A 15,372-nucleotide genomic window follows, 5' to 3' on the forward strand; every position below is an offset into this window, starting at 1 on the left:
ATATAAAAAAATCGGCAACCCTCCCTATTGTAGCAGGATTGCCGATTATCCGGTTTACTTCTGTCCGGGCGTGAACTGGGTGTAGGTTTCCGGGTTTTTCACCAGATTACATACTTGCTGTTCAAACGCAGGCGGTACCGCTTTCTGGGTTTCGATCAGATTAAAGCCCTTTTTGTCGTTGGCACGCGCAATTGTTATATCAAAAGTGGCGTGGTGAGTAGGACCATCCATTTGCACCGTACCGCGTGGCGCATCCCATGTTAAACCCTTTTCGATTTCTGCCGTCACCTTTTCACGATCAAGGCTGTTGGCTTTTTTGACCGCCTCAGCCCAGATATGCCATGAGTTCCAAGTTGCTTCGGCAAGGTCTGTAATATAAGGGTAATCCTTACCGTACTCATCCTGCCACATCTTTACAAATTTCTGGTTGGTAGGGTTGGTCAACTCTTGAAAATAAGGATAAGCCACCACAATATCTTTTGATTCGGCGGGTGAAAGCACGATTTGTTCATTGCCGACCCCAAAAGTGGACGAAATAATCTTCATCTTTGCGCCAAGTCCTGCCGCTGCAAACTGGCGATAGAAGGCGATGTGGTTGCCGCCCACCAGAATGGAGAATACGATGTCAGGCTTTGCATCCTGCAATTTGCTGATGATTGAGCCAAACTCGGAAACATCTAGCGGTACAAAGTCGGTGCCGATCACCTGACCGCCAAACTGTGCCGCGTATTGCTTCACCCAGTCGGTGCTGATTTGACCGAAGTTATAGTCAGCCGCCAGCACGTAAATTTTTGGACCAACATTCTTAATGCCCCATTGGGTCAACGGGATAAGTTGCTGAGTTGGCACATTTTCTGTCAGAAAGGTGTTCTTGTCACAAACGCCGCCCTCATACTGCACGTTGTAGAAATACAGTTGCTTGTTGCGATCAACAATCGGGCGAATCGCTTCTCGTGCGGCGCTGGTAATGCCGCCCATCAGCACTGCCACTTTATCCTGCTGGATAATCTGAGTGGTAAGTTGGGTGTATTTTCCGGTATCCGATTGAGTATCGTAGGAAACGAGCTTCAACTTGCGCCCTAACACCCCACCGTTATTGTTGATGTCCTTGATGGCAAGCTTCGCTGCATCCGCCATCGGTTTGCCATAAATATTTAGCGGACCTGTTTCGTCCAGCAAACTTCCTACTGCAATATCGCTTTTGTCATCGGTAGTCGCGCTTTTGGTAGAATCACCGCAAGCTGACAATGCCAAGTTTGCCATCAACAGGGTTAAAACAAGGAACCCGAAAGCCGTTTTAACGCGCTTCTCACCCATCCTCAAGAACCTGAACATTAACTTGTGTCCTCCTCAATGCTTAACGCTTGCGACTGCACCCCTATGCATCGACAAACATTTTGACTTAGATTGATAATATCTATAGCAGGTGGGCACTTGCTATGACCCCTTAGTCCTGCCTACAGATAGCGCAATTCACCCCGCAATGTGTATAGCTGAACCTGTATATAGCCACCGTCAGTTAGTGTATTATTAACAGTAACGCACCCGTTGATAATAATAGCAGATTAATTAGATAGTGTAAAGTGGACAATTATGAAAGATGGGTGTAAATTTTCTCACCTTTTGAAATCTTAATGGTTGTTGAAATATCAATTGAGAGGGGCAATGATGGGCGGATAAAATGGGTGGATTCGGATAACTTGAGAAGGGCGGTTCGCTTCTCTCCTGAAATGGAAGTGAACCACCCTTAGTTGCTTGCTCTAAATATCGAGGTTTTTGACGTACTTGGCGTGGGTGGTGATGAAGCTCTTGCGGGGTGGTACTTCATCGCCCATCAGCATCTGGAACACTTCATCGGCTCCAGCGGCATCATCAATCGTTACCTGTAACAGCGTGCGATTACGTGGATCCATTGTGGTATCCCACAACTGCTCCGAGTTCATTTCGCCCAAACCTTTGTAACGCTGGATGTTTACTTTGTCAGAACTAAAACGCTTCATAGCAAGGTCTTTTTCCGCGTCATTGTAGGCGTAAACTACTTGCTTGTTGTGAGCAAGGCGATATAGCGGAGGCTGAGCAATGTAAAGATGCCCGTTCGAGATTATTTCTTCCATATTGCGGAAGAAGAAAGTTAGCAGCAAGGTGCGAATATGTGCGCCGTCCACATCAGCGTCAGTCATAATGATGATACGGTGGTAACGCAGACGAGCCAGTTCAAACTGGTCACCAATACCCGTACCAAGCGCGGTAATAAGTGACCGGATAGTATCGCTGCTGAGCATTCTATCTAAGGCTGCGCGCTCCACGTTGAGGATTTTACCGCGTAATGGCAAAATCGCCTGAAAACGGCGGTCGCGTCCCTGCTTGGCGGTACCACCTGCGCTATCACCCTCGACAATATACAGTTCGCTACGGGTGGCATCTTTCTCAGAACAGTCAGCCAGTTTACCGGGAAGGGACAAGCCATCGAAAGCGCCCTTACGCACGATATTTTCTTTGATTTTGCTTTGTGCCTCACGCACGCGCTGTGCCAACAAGCATTTATCAATAATGCGCTTGGCATCGGCGGGGTTTTGCTCAAGCCATTCCTCTAGCGCTTCACCCACCACCGCTTCAACAATTGTCTTGACCTCGGCATTGCTCAGCTTAACCTTGGTCTGACTCTGGAATTGCGGATTGGTCAGCTTCACACTGACGATAGCGCACAAACCCTGACGGATATCATCCCCGGTAAAATTATCATCTTTTTCTTTAAGCCCACCGCTCTTACGCGCATAGTTATTGATAGTGCGGGTTAAAGCGGTGCGGAAGCCAGTGAGATGCGTACCACCGTCCACGTTATTGATGTTATTGGCGAAGGCAAAAACCGACTCGTTATAGCCGTCGTTGTATTGCATTGCCACTTCTACTTTGGTATTGTCAACAGTTTTATCGACATAGAAGGCGCGCTGCTGGATTACTCCACGCTTGCGGTTCAATTGCCGGACAAAAGAAACAATGCCACCCTCGAAATAGAAGGTTTGCTCTTGATCGCTGCGTTCATCAACTATTCGTATTTTGAGGGCTTTGGTGAGAAAGGCAGTTTCACGAAAACGCTGCGCCAGTGTTTCGTAGTTATAAACTGTGCCTTCAGTAAAGATACTGTCGTCTGCTTTGAAGATAACGGTTGTACCACAGCCGTTGGTCGGGTCGTCAGTCACTTTCATATCGAAAGCGATGCGCCCTTGTTCATACTCCTGATAATAGAGTTTACCCTCGCGGCGCACTTCCACCCGCATCCATGTACTGAGCGCGTTTACTACGCTTGCGCCCACGCCGTGCAAACCGCCTGAGACCTTGTAGCCGCCATCTCCGAACTTACCACCGGCGCGCAGTTTGGTCATAACCACTTCCATCGCGGGGCGACCTTCGCCCGGATGCATGTCGGTGGGGATACCGCGCCCGTTATCATTGACGGTTACTTTATTATCGGTGTGAATAAACACTTCGATAAAATCTGCGCCGCCGTTCATAGCTTCGTCAACGCTATTGTCGAAAATTTCATAGACGAGGTGATGAAGACCGTACAAATCGGGGCTACCAATGTACATACTAGGTCTGGCGCGCACATGCTCAATATCATCCATTACCTTGATGCTTTGCGCCGAATAGTTCTGTATCTCTTCCATATCTTTAGCCACCGAATACGACCTCCCTAATATTATGCGACATATATCTTAACCCACCCATTATAACATAAAACTTAATAATTTGTTCGTATTTTGAGGCTATATCGCTAGAATTTTGGCAAGCAATGCTTCAAGTTTTTCAATACTAAATGGCTTCATAAGGCGCCAAAGTCGAGGTATGCCCCCTCCGCCGCTTTGAATACCGGTCAGAACTACAGGCAAGTTTACCAGATATAAATCTGAACTCTTTCTCAGTTCTCGCGCCAATTCAGTACCGGTTATAGTGGGCATCATCTCATCCACCAATACAAGGTCGGGATGTTCTTCTTGTATCAGACGGCGAAATTCTTCAGGCGCATTGGTTGCTAGAGTCTGATAGCCCAATGACTCCAGCATATCCTTTATTATGTCCAGCATAAATTCCGAGTCATCAATTACTACAACTTTAGCCATTTTTAATCTTCATCTCTCCTATCAATTCACAAACCCTATCATTTGCCTGATTATAGACTGAGTCTGAATTATCCCGCAATTTTAACTGACGAGTAGTTGCCTGCTGCCTGACCACTGGCAATTTTAGTAGTATTTGGATGTGCCACAAGAAGCCCGAAAGTGGGGTATCAGTCGAAGCTACCAGAGTTAAGGGTTTAATTATGTTTGGGGACGAAGCTAGTTTTGCGCAGTGGGGTTTGTTGGGCTACCCCTTCAGCGTACTAGAGAAACTGCCAGTTTGATTGTGGCAAGTTGAATGATTATTAAATTGCTTACCACACAATTTAGTTATATAATTGTTACTCTTTTATCAAAGAGTGATAGGTTTAGTGGTACCCGCGTTTAAAATCTCAATACAATACCTTGCCCACGTCCTAGCTGTGTTGTCAGCCTTAAAAATGATGTGCTAGTAGTATCTCCGCGAGGCAATATGAATACTAATGTTTTGCGCGACTCCTGCAAAGTACTTATCATCGAGGACTCTGTTGAAGATAGAAACATCGTAAAGGGCTATTTAAACCACGACCCCAACTATATCTACCACTTTGAAGAAACTGATTTGGGAGAATCCGGGCTTGAACTGTGCCTTTCATGGCATCCCGACCTTATTCTGCTGGCTTACCGTCTGACAGATTTTACCGGCGTAGAATTTCTTAAGGCTTTGACCGCGCGGCTGAAAGCGCTGCCCTGCTCAATAATTATAATCACCGGGCAAGGCAGTGAGGCTGTTGCCGCCGAATGTATAAAGTTGGGGGCGCAGGATTATCTGGTTAAAGGCACGTTTACTCCCGAAAGCCTCCAACTTTCGGTTCAGTCCAGCTTGAAAGCCTATAAGCGCAAGGTTGAAGAAAGTTACTTTTTGGCTACCACGATTCTTGATAGCATCAGCGATGCTTTCTATGCCCTTGATAGGGAAGAGCGTTTCACCTATGTCAACCGGAAAACAGAAGAACTTTGGGGTATGCGGCGGGAAGACCTAATAGGCAAAAAGCTAGGGGAAATATTCCCACAGTTGGTAACTTTATCGGCTTACCAATATATGCATAAAGCTTTAACCGAGCAAATTCCGGTTAATTTTGAAAACTATTCTGATTTTATTCAGCAGTGGGTAAAGGTCAGCGTTTATCCGGCAGGCGGCGGGATTTCGGTTTATTTCCAAGATATAACGGCGCAGAAACAAGCTGAACAACAAATGCAGCGCTGGCATGAAGAACTGGAAAAGCGGGTGGTGGAACGCACTGCCGCGTTGACAGCCGAGATTGAGGAACGAAAACGAGCAAAGGCAGCCCTCAGTGAGAACGAAGCGCGTTACCGCTCCCTTTATGACAACAATCTTTATGGCGTAATATTAGCAAAGCTGGATGGAACTATACTGACGGCTAATTCGGCGGTTTGCCAGATGTTGGGATACGAAGAGCAAGAAATCCTAGCCTTGGGTCGGGACGGTATTGTTGACCGGAGTGCGGAACAAATACAGCGCGACCATGAACAATTGCAGCTACTTGGTAAGGTTTACCGGGAAACCGTTTTCATTCATAAGAATGGCGCTAGGCTGTTGTGTGAGGATGCTACCAGTATTTACTGGGATAAAAATGGTCAGGAACAGCTTTGCATCGTAATCCACGACATCGGTGCGAGGAAACATGCGGAAGCAGCCGTACGCGAAAGCGAAGAACGTTATCGCTTCCTTGCCGAAAATAGCACCGACATGATCAGCCAACTGTCGCCTGATAGAGTTTTCGAGTATATCTCTCCGTCTTGCAAAAAGTTTACAGGTTATACGCCCGAGGAAGTAATTGGTCATTCTTTTATCGAATTTAGCCACCCTGACGACCGAGAATATCTTTTAGGACTCTGGGCAAACTGGCGCGAGCAAGACGATAATTTATTAATAACCTGCCGCAACATCTGTAAAAACGGTCAATATATCTGGATAGAAGCCAGCGTTCATTTCATAACTGAACCGGATACCGGCAACCTGCTTAGTGTCATAGTTATAATGCGTGATGTAACCGAGCGGAAAGAGGCGGAAGAAGCCTTGCGCGATAGTGATGCGCGCTTGCAGGCTTTTATGGACAATACTCCGGTAATGGCATGGATGATGGACGTGGATGGTGTCCTGCGCTTTGTCAACCGGAGTTTCTGCAAACTGGTCGGGATGGAAAAAGAAAAGGTTCTGGGCAAGACCTCTTACGACTTATTCCCGCTAGAAATGGCTGAGCAGTATACAAGGGACGATCGGAAAGTGTTCGAAACCGGTGAAACCCTCGAAGTGCAGGAACACTACCTTAGAACAGATGGCTCGGTGGGTTACACGTTGACAAATAAATTTGTTCTTTTTCAATCCTCTTCACAACCCTTGCTTGGAGCTGTGTCAATTGACCTCACGGTGAGGAAACAGGCGGAAGAAGCCCTACGCGAAAGCGAAGAACGTTATCGCTTCCTTGCCGAAAATAGCACCGACATAATTAGTCGATTGTCGCCTGACAGAGTTTTCGAGTATATCTCTCCGTCTTGCCAAAAGCTTACAGGTTATACGCCGAAAGAATTAGTGGGTTATCCCTTCACCGATTATGTTCACCCTGATGACCTAGCCGATATACTAAAGCTACGAACAGCTTGGCATGGTCAAAGCAACGAATTAGTGACCTATCGCACCCGCTGCAAAAACGGTGACTATATCTGGGTAGAAGCCAACACCCGTTATATAACTGAACCGCATACCGGAAAGTTACTTAATATTCTCGCTATCGGGCGTGATATAACAGAGCGGCGGAAAATGGAAGAGGCATTGACCACCGAAAAGCTAAAGGCTAGAAACCTAGAGTCGTTGGGTATCTTTGCCGGTGGTATAGCCCACGATTTTAACAATATCCTGACCGTCATTCTGGGTAATATCTCTTTTGCCAGAACCCAATTTGAAACCCCCCAAGCCTTAGAACAAACCCTGTCCGAAGCCGAAGCCGCTTCCTTAAAAGCCTCGGCGCTGGCTTCTCAACTGCTGACTTTTTCAAGGGGAGGTGCGCCACTAAAAGAGAAAGCCCGCTTGAATACAATTATCCTTGATACGGTTCAGTTTGTAACCCGTGGCACTACTATTAAATGCAATTTCAAGGTGCTATCTGACCTGTGGACGGTGGAAGTTGACCGGGATCAACTCAGTCAAGTGCTTCAAAATCTAGCTTTAAACTCTATGCAAGCGATGCCTAAAGGTGGAAATCTAAACATAGAAGCCATCAATGTCAGGCTGGCTGAAAACGAAGCGCTGAACTTGAAACCCGGTAACTATGTTTATATAACCTTTCAGGATGAGGGAATCGGCATTAAGCCGGAAGATTTACCCCGGATATTTGACCCTTATTTCACTACCAAAGCGTTGGGAAGTGGCTTGGGTCTGGCGATAGCTTATTCCATCATAAACAAGCACGAAGGCACTATAACCGTAGAAAGTACGTGGAATCACGGTACGAAGGTGAACATTTATCTGCCCGCCGTGGAAAATGAGAAGGTAGTACAACCGCCACAGTTGCCACCACCATTGCCCCGCTCGTCTTTCAATGGGCGAGTGTTGCTGATGGACGATGAAATACTGCTGCTGCGGGTGTCCGCAAAAGCACTGACACGGATGGGGTTCGATGTAGCATTAGCCGAGAACGGGCAAGAGGCGCTTGCTAAATACTCGGAAGCGTGGGATAACCAGTTGCCCTATGAGTTGGTGATATTGGATTTAACCATACCGGGCGGAATGGGTGGTCTGGAAACTTTTGAGAAATTGCGGGAATTGAACCCTCAGGTAAAAGCGATAGTTTCAAGCGGGTATTCAAATGACCCGATTTTGGCAAATTACGGGGACTATGGTTTTGCGGGTGTACTTAAAAAACCCTACAATTTAGCAATGCTGGAGGAAGTAGTAAGGCAGCTCAGCGGGTAGTTTGGCTATTGTTACTGAACTGATGCTAGACCTGCTCAGTATTGTGGAATTGATCAGGCAGGTAAAGTATGGCTTAGGGATGGCTAGGTGCGTTACGACGTTGGAATTGGCTTGATATAACTTTTTTGGGAGGGGGCAGACACCGCCGTCTGCCCGATTCGTTTAGTGCTATCGGACTTCTGCACCCACAAAGCGTAACAATTTTGATCCGTAAGTGGTAGCGCTATAAGCGCTGCGCCATTGCGCTCCATAATCGCGTAGTTGTTCGCACTCAGTTGGGCTTAACGCCCCTTTTTCCATTGCGGCGAGGGCTTCGTCAAGTTGCGTTCGGTTCTGTACACCGGTTAGGACTACATCTACACTAGGGTTGGTAAGAGCATAGCGGTAGCAATCCGGCAAACTTGGCACGTATGAATCCGGCGATAACCCCGGAGGAGGCATGCTAATTAGCCGTTGCCCTTCATGCCCTACGTTAAAAACCACCGTACCGGGGCGTTGGGTTTTATCTTGCGGCAGCAGCGGGAAAATGCCAACTTCTACCCCTAAATGTGCCAAATTATAGCGTAGCATTAGCACATCCAGTTCACTCATCCACTGGCGCGCCAGCACTCGTGAGTGAAAAGACGCACCCACATAACGCACTAACCCTCGGTTAAGCAATTCTTGATTCACTTCTTCCATTACGCCAAATTGCTCACGGAAGAACCGATTAAAATCACCCTCTTCTTTCAAGTCTTGCACCGATTTGAAAAGCTCTGCGGAAGCATCTTTTTCGTTCACCCAACCCCAGTGAAACACATCAATATAGTCAATTTCCAACTCGATGAACTGATCAATCAATATCCCAATCAGCTTTTCGGGGTTGTTGATATAGGAAACGGTTGCCAGCACCACCTTGTCGCGTACTGCTGAACCCTTTTGGCATAATTTCCGAAGTGCTTCTGCGGAATTACGGTAGCTGTGATGGTGTAAATCTGAAGAGAAGAAGAAATAGTTTACGCCACGCTCAAAGGCGTATAGCACATCTTCTGAGCTGATTCCGCTACCACCTCCGATGCCTAGTGGGCTAACCTTCAAGCCTGTTTTGCCAAGAGTTCTGGTGCTAAAGCCACTCATGCGATTACTCCTTTTTTGCGCGCTACTTTAACGAGGTTACGCCTTCCGGGTTGCTCTGTAGATAATCCCGGAGCGAATTATGAATAACTTCAAGCTGCTTTTGCAAATCATGTGGACTGAATTGTTCTATCCGCTTGCACACCTGATTAAAGCCGGAATCCTCAAAACAATTACTTACCGATAGTGTAAGGGTTATGGCGAAATCTCGGCTATCGGACGTTGTTAGGAAGAATGGGATATCGTCTTGCTCCATCGCCTGTATTTCCTCATCTAGCAAATGCCACAACGGTGGGCAAGTTTCGGTCAGGAGAAAGGCGTGCCCAAGCGCCTCGATTTCAAGGCTGCGTTCTAATCCGGTGCGTAAGTAGCGCGGATGGGTTAGTTTGCTAAGGATAAAGCCGTACACTTTGGTACTTCTGAAAATTATTCGGACAGGCTGGTTTTTGAATTCGGCTAAAACTCCGCTAGGGTTCAGCAGTTCAGGCTTTAGCTCTGAAATAAGCCGGTAGCCTTCCCGAAAGCCTTCTACAAAAGCCCCACTATAGCTTTTCACGTCATGATAGCTACCTTCCAGCAGCGGTACATTTGCGCCGGGAGTCATACGCCCGTTTTCGATGTAGAGTTTCATGCCGTCTGTATTGATATGCTCCCAACGTCGCACCTTCACTTCCACTTCTTTTTCGGTGATTTGCGCCAGCGCCCCGAAATCATAAGAATCGGACTGTTGCTCGAATTTGAAGGGCATAAAAGCGGTTCGCAGCACGGTATTTTCTAATAAATCCAGTTGCGCCTGTAGGGCGGGGTCGTAGGGGCGGGTCGCTGCAAAGAAATCGATAACCCGTGGGTTCAGTAGTGTTTCTGCATCTACCAGCACCGGGTATTCACCGCAAGCTATTACGTTCTCGTAGTGGCAATCGGTGGCTTCCAGTGCATAAAGCACACACAACAACATTCCCAGCCGTTTATAATAGCGTTCTACTGCTGAGGTATCAGCACATGGTAGGTGTGGTACTAATTCCATCCAGCCGTATTCGATTTGATCCAGCACTTTTACCACTTTAAAAGCGGGGTTAGCTCCTTTTGTGTTGAGCCAACTCAGAAAGTCGTTAAAACTCTTTTCCATGCGTACAGGTCGAGGTTTATAGAATAGTTCCAACCCACTGGTAAATCTTAGTTTGATGGCGCTGCGCCCGTGTTGGTGCGGATCGGATAAACCTGCAACCAGCTTTATAACTGCGCCCGTCTCCTGTCCATTCGCAAAATCTTTTTGGATTTCCGCCCAATCAGCCGAGAGGCGGCTCAAAAACTCGGCGGTTGCTTCAATCCAGAATTGCAAGGTGGTTGCCAACAGACGCGCCAACACACTATATTCTTGAAAGAAAGCCACAAATTTTCCGGTTAGTAAGCTTTCTACAAACTCATGGTAGTATTTGCTGGTGTGCTGGAGTGCGGTTGGGGTGGCAAATAATAACAGAGGTTGGCGGGAAGTGCGGAAGTTTTGAAATTCCAGAATCAGAGTTTGCCCTGCCAGATTGCACAAACGAACTAACAACGCGCGTTCGAGACAGGCATGCGCTTCGTTTGTCAGCAGCTGATAAGCCTCCCCGCTCAATCGTGCTACTTCCCGGCGACCTAGCGCAATAAAGGGTACGAACAATTCTTCAAATGGTGCTGGGTTTGCCGGGTCTATAAAACGTAATTCATCAATGGTCTTGAAAAAAGGGGCGCTTTCCAACACTTCCTGCAATAGTTCAGCCCATTGTGGCAGCATCTGACTCCGCTGAAACGCTACACCACTTAGGTTGCGGCGAATCTCAGCTTCACTTTTACCATTCCAGCGCCAACGCCGCGACAAAGCTTCTCGATCTCCGCCACAAGCTAGTTTTGCCCACCGCTCCATTAATTCTTCCACTGCTTCCGGTGGCGTTTCCACCGTGCTATACTCTGCCTCTGTTCGCGCATGTAGCGGGCAGGCTCTTTCTACTATTTCAAACATCTCATCGCGATAACGCTTTTTAAGTTGCGTCGGTTCGTTCTGTATCACTTTTCACCTTGCTGAAAAAATCAAGCGTAATTACAGTTACTTGAGTGACAAACTAGCACCGTTTCCAAAATAAAGAGGGTTAGCTACATACAAGTAACTAACCCCTTGACACTAAATTCTGTTACCAGACACTAATAATAACTGAATTCCTAGAAATATAGATAGTTGCGCCCTTAGCGCCACCGGCTACTGCATCTAGGTCACTTTCGGACAATTCTCCACCGGGTGCGCTACTGCTTACTTCTTCCCTGAGTTTACCTGCTGCCATCAGTTCAGCAGTATTGAATTGGTAACCAGCTGCCGCAGCAACATCAAGAACGTCCTCGACTGAGGCTCCGCTACCAAGGGTCATTACTTTGTTTTTTAATTCGGAATCGGTTTCTACCTTTTCGAGAAATTCAGCGGCGGCTTGTTGAGACATAAGGTGCTCCTTTCAAACATACAAAACATGTAAGTAAATTATTGAGAGTAATATCAATTTGTTCTGACAGGATTACTAAGAAAGAAATTTGTCTTTTATTTTGTCCATTCTGCTAATTAGTTGCTAATCCCTCAGTGACTTGCCAATAATAACAATATTTTCAGCCCCTTAATATGAACTAGCTAACACTTTCTTTATGTTGGAGCCTGCATATTGGAAAAATTATAAAATTGCACTTTCGCGTATTAGGAAGGTTCAGTTGCATGCAGGCTTATGAAATCTCAAGCAGGCTAGCGTTACCAGTAGGCACTTTTGATGTACCCTTGTTTTAAGGAAATAGGTAAAGTATAATTTCGCGGGCAATGAAGCTTTGCGGAATGGAAGGATATACTGTGAATGGTCAAACGGTGGAGTATCAGACTTTAATAACGGATTCGGTGGATGAAGCGGCAGAGCGTTTGCGACTCGGTCAGACTGTTATTTTCCCTACCGAAACGGTATATGGGCTGGGCGCTGATGCGACTAACCCGGCAGCGGTATTGGAGATTTATGAAGCCAAGCAACGTCCTGCTGATAATCCGTTAATCGTACATATTCATGATTTAGCGCAGGTAGAGGAACTGGCGCATAGGGTGCCTGCCTACGCTTACAAGCTTATGGAGCATTATTTTCCCGGTCCCCTTACCATTCTACTTCACAAACAGCCCGTTATTCCTGATATTACGACAGCGGGTAGCCCCCTGGTATGTTTGCGCATGCCTTCCTTGCCGATATCGCTAGAGTTTCTCAAAGCCTGTAATTTGCCGGTAGCTGCGCCAAGCGCAAATATTTCAGGTCGTCCAAGTCCCACCCGCTGGCAGGATTGCTTGGAAGATATGGACGGTAGGGTAGGGGCTATTCTGCGCGGACCGGAAGCCACACATGGACTGGAGTCCACTATTGTGGATTGTACCGGGGCGAATCCTGTGTTGATGCGTCCTGGCATCATTACACTGGAAGAACTAGCACAACTTATACCGGGTATTACGGCGCATATCCCCAATAAGACAATAGCGTTACCGGGGATGAAATACCGTCACTATGCACCTCGCGCCCGTGTGTTTATGTTAGAGGGTGGTAGCCAGCCTCCCACCGATTTGCTAGAACCTCCGGTGGCATATATTGGGCTTGAACCGCCGGTTTTTGAAACCGACTTTCAGCTTATTCTTGATTCTCCGATTCAATATGCCCATGAGCTTTTTGCCTTTATGCGCGAATGCGATCGCAAGGGGATGCTTCAGGTTTACGCCCAACGTTTGCCGGAAAAAGGCATTGGGCGCGCGCTTATGAATCGGCTTAACAAAGCTGCCGAAGCGCACCTCTAGACTAAAAACTCAACCCAAAGAAAAAAGCCCCTTTCCGGTAAAGGAATAGGGGCTAATTTTTTAAAAGCTAGAGCTTGAAGCCCAATACCAGAAATACGGTTTTTCCGGTGACATCTGTGTTGGTGTAAGCTTTCGCCGTATTCGAATCATAAACCAATACCAGCAAACCATCGGTGAAGTTTGAAGAAAAAGCGGTAAGAGTACGCTGCCCTGAAGTGTTACTTTCGGTTACGTTAGTGTACCCTTTGGAACTCAATTCACTCTTAAAGAATGCTACTACTTTATCCTGCGAGTCACCGCTGGCATAGAGATTGTAGTTGAACTGTTTGTAGCTGGAGAAACCCTGCTCAAACGCGCTTTTAACCAGTGAATTGATTTCGAGTTGCTGTGCGCCGGGATACACCGAAATAGCGCTGCCACCCTGCTGTGCTGCCGCAGTAGTAGCTGCTTTTGTTGCTGCCGCAGTAGTGGCTGCTTTGGTAGTTCCAGCCGCCACAGTGGTAGTTGCTTTAGTTGCGCCTGTGAAAGCTGAACCAGAGCCGCTGATAATAAGTATGAGCGAATCTTTAGCATTGATTCCGGTAACACCTGCCGCACTGGCGATACTGCCGGGGAATCCAACTATCCCCACTGCGTTTGCGCCCTTCTGGTAAATAATGATGAAAGCGCCAAGTGTTTCAAGTTGAGATAAAGTACTGGAGTCTGCTTGCCCCATCGCTGTGCTGGTGAGGTCGTTCCAGCCCTGTTTAGGAAATTCACTCTGGTAGAAAGATTTAATTGCGGCAGTATCATCGGCGCTGCTGAAAGCATCCACCGTACCGTTAGGTACATTTCCGATACTACCGGCGAATTGGCTCTTTACCGCATCGGGAAGGGTAACAGATGTCAAGCCCGGGTACGCTGGAATACTTCCAATGACACCCGTACCACTACTACTTGTTCCGGCAGCGGTGGTTTTAGCGCCAGCGGTAACCGTACCTATAGCGGTAGCTTTTGCGCCACCTGTGATTGCTTGGGAGGCACTAGTAGCGGTGGCGGCTGCGGAAGCTTGCGTGTTATCGCTTTTGTTGCCACCGTTAACTACCAGCACGATACCCACAATTGCGCCAATTATTACAATTAGCCCAACCACAATACCGATGATTAAACCCGTGTTGCCCTTTTTCGGTGGTGGCGTTTGCCCGTAGCCGCCCTGTCCATAGCCTTGTTGCTGTGGAGGATAACCACCGGGCTGCTGCTGATAGCCACCAGCGGGAGGAGGATAACCACCGGGCTGCTGATAGCCACCAGCGGGAGGAGGATAACCACCGGGCTGCTGCTGATAGCCACCAGCGGGAGGAGGATAGCTACCCTGACCGGGATCGGTAGGTTGCCCGTAGCCGCCGCCCTGTGGCGGATAATTTCCATAATTTCCACCGGGACCTTGTGGAGGATTCATTTTCCAACCCTTTCACTAAATACGCTAACTGGTTCAGATTTTTTTGAGAAAATTCTGATTGATTTTGTTAAAGCCGGATTAATCAATGATATAGTTAGATTAATGTGGAGTCTATGAGTAAACTCACAGAATATTCATATGTGTTGGCAAAGATGCGATTTCAGGCGACTTGTTCTATACATTGAATATTATCGCCCGAACCAACTTTGGAAGGAGAGATATAAGTCGAGAAGGAGGGTTTACAACCCTCCTCCAGTAACCCGAATTTGAATACAGACGAATTCTAAGCCAAAACTTTATTTGGCAACTGCTTTATAGCCTGCTTCCAGCACAACCAGAATATTCTTATCTGCCGGTAGAATACTAGTATAGCCTTTCAATATCCCGTCATTGCGTGCGCCTGTTCCGATCATAATAACCGACACTACTTGCTGGTCTTTTACAAAGCCTAAGACCCAACCGTTGCTACCAAGCGTAGTAGCTTTTAGTATTTCCTGAGTGCGGTCACTCCAACCAAGCTTGGTCATTTCATTGCGATACCAGTTCTGGGTATCGGAAAGAGCAGAATTGGTGGCGTAAACCTTCATTTTAGGGTTGGGAAAACTAGCATTATTGTTATCCTTTAGCAAGGCGGCGGTAAAGGTAGTATCGCTGGCAAGATCATCGAGGGAGGTAGTACCTTGATAAGTTGGTACGGTGTAATTCTTATCGGTAACGGCGGCGCTTTGTTCGCCGCATGCCGCCAGAGTCAGCGACAGCACTAATAAAGCTAAAGGCAGGAGCAGATACATTTTACGTTTCAACTGAGGCATCGGATTCCTTTTTCTCTTAAGACTTTCGCTTCAGGCAAGGGGCTTAAGCTTCTTGTCTACTGTTCTAGGCGAAAGTTCTGTTCCTG

At 47.2% G+C, this 15,372-nt stretch carries 11 protein-coding genes; 3 read left to right on the plus strand and 8 right to left on the minus strand.

The features are described from left to right. Positions 1–54 precede the first annotated feature (54 nt). From OZ401_RS03265 to OZ401_RS03275, 3 genes are all read right to left on the minus strand, one after another. A complete protein-coding gene (locus OZ401_RS03265; RefSeq protein WP_341469279.1) occupies positions 55–1,335 on the minus strand; it encodes an urea ABC transporter substrate-binding protein in 1,281 nt (426 codons plus the stop codon). 425 nt (positions 1,336–1,760) lie between these two features. After that, positions 1,761–3,668 (minus strand): DNA topoisomerase (ATP-hydrolyzing) subunit B, encoded by a 1,908-nt coding sequence (gene gyrB / locus OZ401_RS03270; protein WP_341469845.1) that lies wholly within the window; start codon positions 3,666–3,668, stop codon positions 1,761–1,763. Between the two features lie 99 nt (positions 3,669–3,767). Then, a complete protein-coding gene (locus OZ401_RS03275) occupies positions 3,768–4,121 on the minus strand; it encodes a response regulator (RefSeq protein WP_341469280.1) in 354 nt (117 codons plus the stop codon). 137 nt (positions 4,122–4,258) lie between these two features. On the opposite strand from OZ401_RS03275, the gene OZ401_RS03280 reads away from it, so the two are divergent. After that, a complete protein-coding gene (locus tag OZ401_RS03280) occupies positions 4,259–4,402 on the plus strand; it encodes a hypothetical protein (protein WP_341469281.1) in 144 nt (47 codons plus the stop codon). Positions 4,403–4,590: 188 nt separating this feature from the next. Continuing rightward, complete coding sequence (locus OZ401_RS03285; protein ID WP_341469282.1) at positions 4,591–8,091, plus strand: PAS domain S-box protein; 3,501 nt, start codon at positions 4,591–4,593, stop codon at positions 8,089–8,091. A 168-nt stretch (positions 8,092–8,259) separates the two neighbouring features. Here OZ401_RS03285 and OZ401_RS03290 read toward each other — a convergent pair whose 3' ends face one another. From OZ401_RS03290 to OZ401_RS03300, 3 genes are all read right to left on the minus strand, one after another. Then, a complete protein-coding gene (locus tag OZ401_RS03290; RefSeq protein ID WP_341469283.1) occupies positions 8,260–9,207 on the minus strand; it encodes an aldo-keto reductase family protein in 948 nt (315 codons plus the stop codon). Between the two features lie 22 nt (positions 9,208–9,229). Beyond that, entirely contained in the window at positions 9,230–11,251 is a 2,022-nt protein-coding gene (gene lanM / locus OZ401_RS03295; protein ID WP_341469284.1) for a type 2 lanthipeptide synthetase LanM, read from the minus strand. Positions 11,252–11,372: 121 nt separating this feature from the next. Beyond that, positions 11,373–11,672 carry a Nif11-like leader peptide family RiPP precursor gene (locus tag OZ401_RS03300; protein WP_341469285.1) on the minus strand — a complete coding sequence of 100 codons (300 nt, stop codon included), beginning with the start codon at positions 11,670–11,672 and terminating at the stop codon, positions 11,373–11,375. A 377-nt stretch (positions 11,673–12,049) separates the two neighbouring features. Here OZ401_RS03300 and OZ401_RS03305 point away from each other — a divergent pair, with 377 nt between their 5' ends. Beyond that, positions 12,050–13,036 carry an L-threonylcarbamoyladenylate synthase gene (locus tag OZ401_RS03305; RefSeq protein ID WP_341469286.1) on the plus strand — a complete coding sequence of 329 codons (987 nt, stop codon included), beginning with the start codon at positions 12,050–12,052 and terminating at the stop codon, positions 13,034–13,036. 67 nt (positions 13,037–13,103) lie between these two features. Here OZ401_RS03305 and OZ401_RS03310 read toward each other — a convergent pair whose 3' ends face one another. Then, complete coding sequence (locus OZ401_RS03310; RefSeq protein WP_341469287.1) at positions 13,104–14,474, minus strand: hypothetical protein; 1,371 nt, start codon at positions 14,472–14,474, stop codon at positions 13,104–13,106. A gap of 296 nt (positions 14,475–14,770) precedes the next feature. After that, a complete protein-coding gene (locus tag OZ401_RS03315; protein WP_341469288.1) occupies positions 14,771–15,286 on the minus strand; it encodes a hypothetical protein in 516 nt (171 codons plus the stop codon). Positions 15,287–15,372 lie beyond the last annotated feature (86 nt).

The organism is Candidatus Chlorohelix allophototropha (genome assembly GCF_030389965.1).
Classification (GTDB): domain Bacteria; phylum Chloroflexota; class Chloroflexia; order Chloroheliales; family Chloroheliaceae; genus Chlorohelix; species Chlorohelix allophototropha.

What these genes read in the sequence shown, in the direction of transcription:
- OZ401_RS03300 (WP_341469285.1), bottom strand. Translation starts at nt 11,672, where the DNA reads ATGTCTCAACAAGCCGCCGCTGAATTTCTCGAAAAGGTAGAAACCGAT.
- OZ401_RS03285 (WP_341469282.1), top strand. Translation starts at nt 4,591, where the DNA reads ATGAATACTAATGTTTTGCGCGACTCCTGCAAAGTACTTATCATCGAG.
- OZ401_RS03290 (WP_341469283.1), bottom strand. Translation starts at nt 9,207, where the DNA reads ATGAGTGGCTTTAGCACCAGAACTCTTGGCAAAACAGGCTTGAAGGTT.
- OZ401_RS03315 (WP_341469288.1), bottom strand. Translation starts at nt 15,286, where the DNA reads ATGCCTCAGTTGAAACGTAAAATGTATCTGCTCCTGCCTTTAGCTTTA.
- OZ401_RS03280 (WP_341469281.1), top strand. Translation starts at nt 4,259, where the DNA reads ATGTGCCACAAGAAGCCCGAAAGTGGGGTATCAGTCGAAGCTACCAGA.
- OZ401_RS03275 (WP_341469280.1), bottom strand. Translation starts at nt 4,121, where the DNA reads ATGGCTAAAGTTGTAGTAATTGATGACTCGGAATTTATGCTGGACATA.
- gyrB (WP_341469845.1), bottom strand. Translation starts at nt 3,668, where the DNA reads ATGGAAGAGATACAGAACTATTCGGCGCAAAGCATCAAGGTAATGGAT.
- OZ401_RS03310 (WP_341469287.1), bottom strand. Translation starts at nt 14,474, where the DNA reads ATGAATCCTCCACAAGGTCCCGGTGGAAATTATGGAAATTATCCGCCA.
- OZ401_RS03305 (WP_341469286.1), top strand. Translation starts at nt 12,050, where the DNA reads ATGGAAGGATATACTGTGAATGGTCAAACGGTGGAGTATCAGACTTTA.
- OZ401_RS03265 (WP_341469279.1), bottom strand. Translation starts at nt 1,335, where the DNA reads ATGTTCAGGTTCTTGAGGATGGGTGAGAAGCGCGTTAAAACGGCTTTC.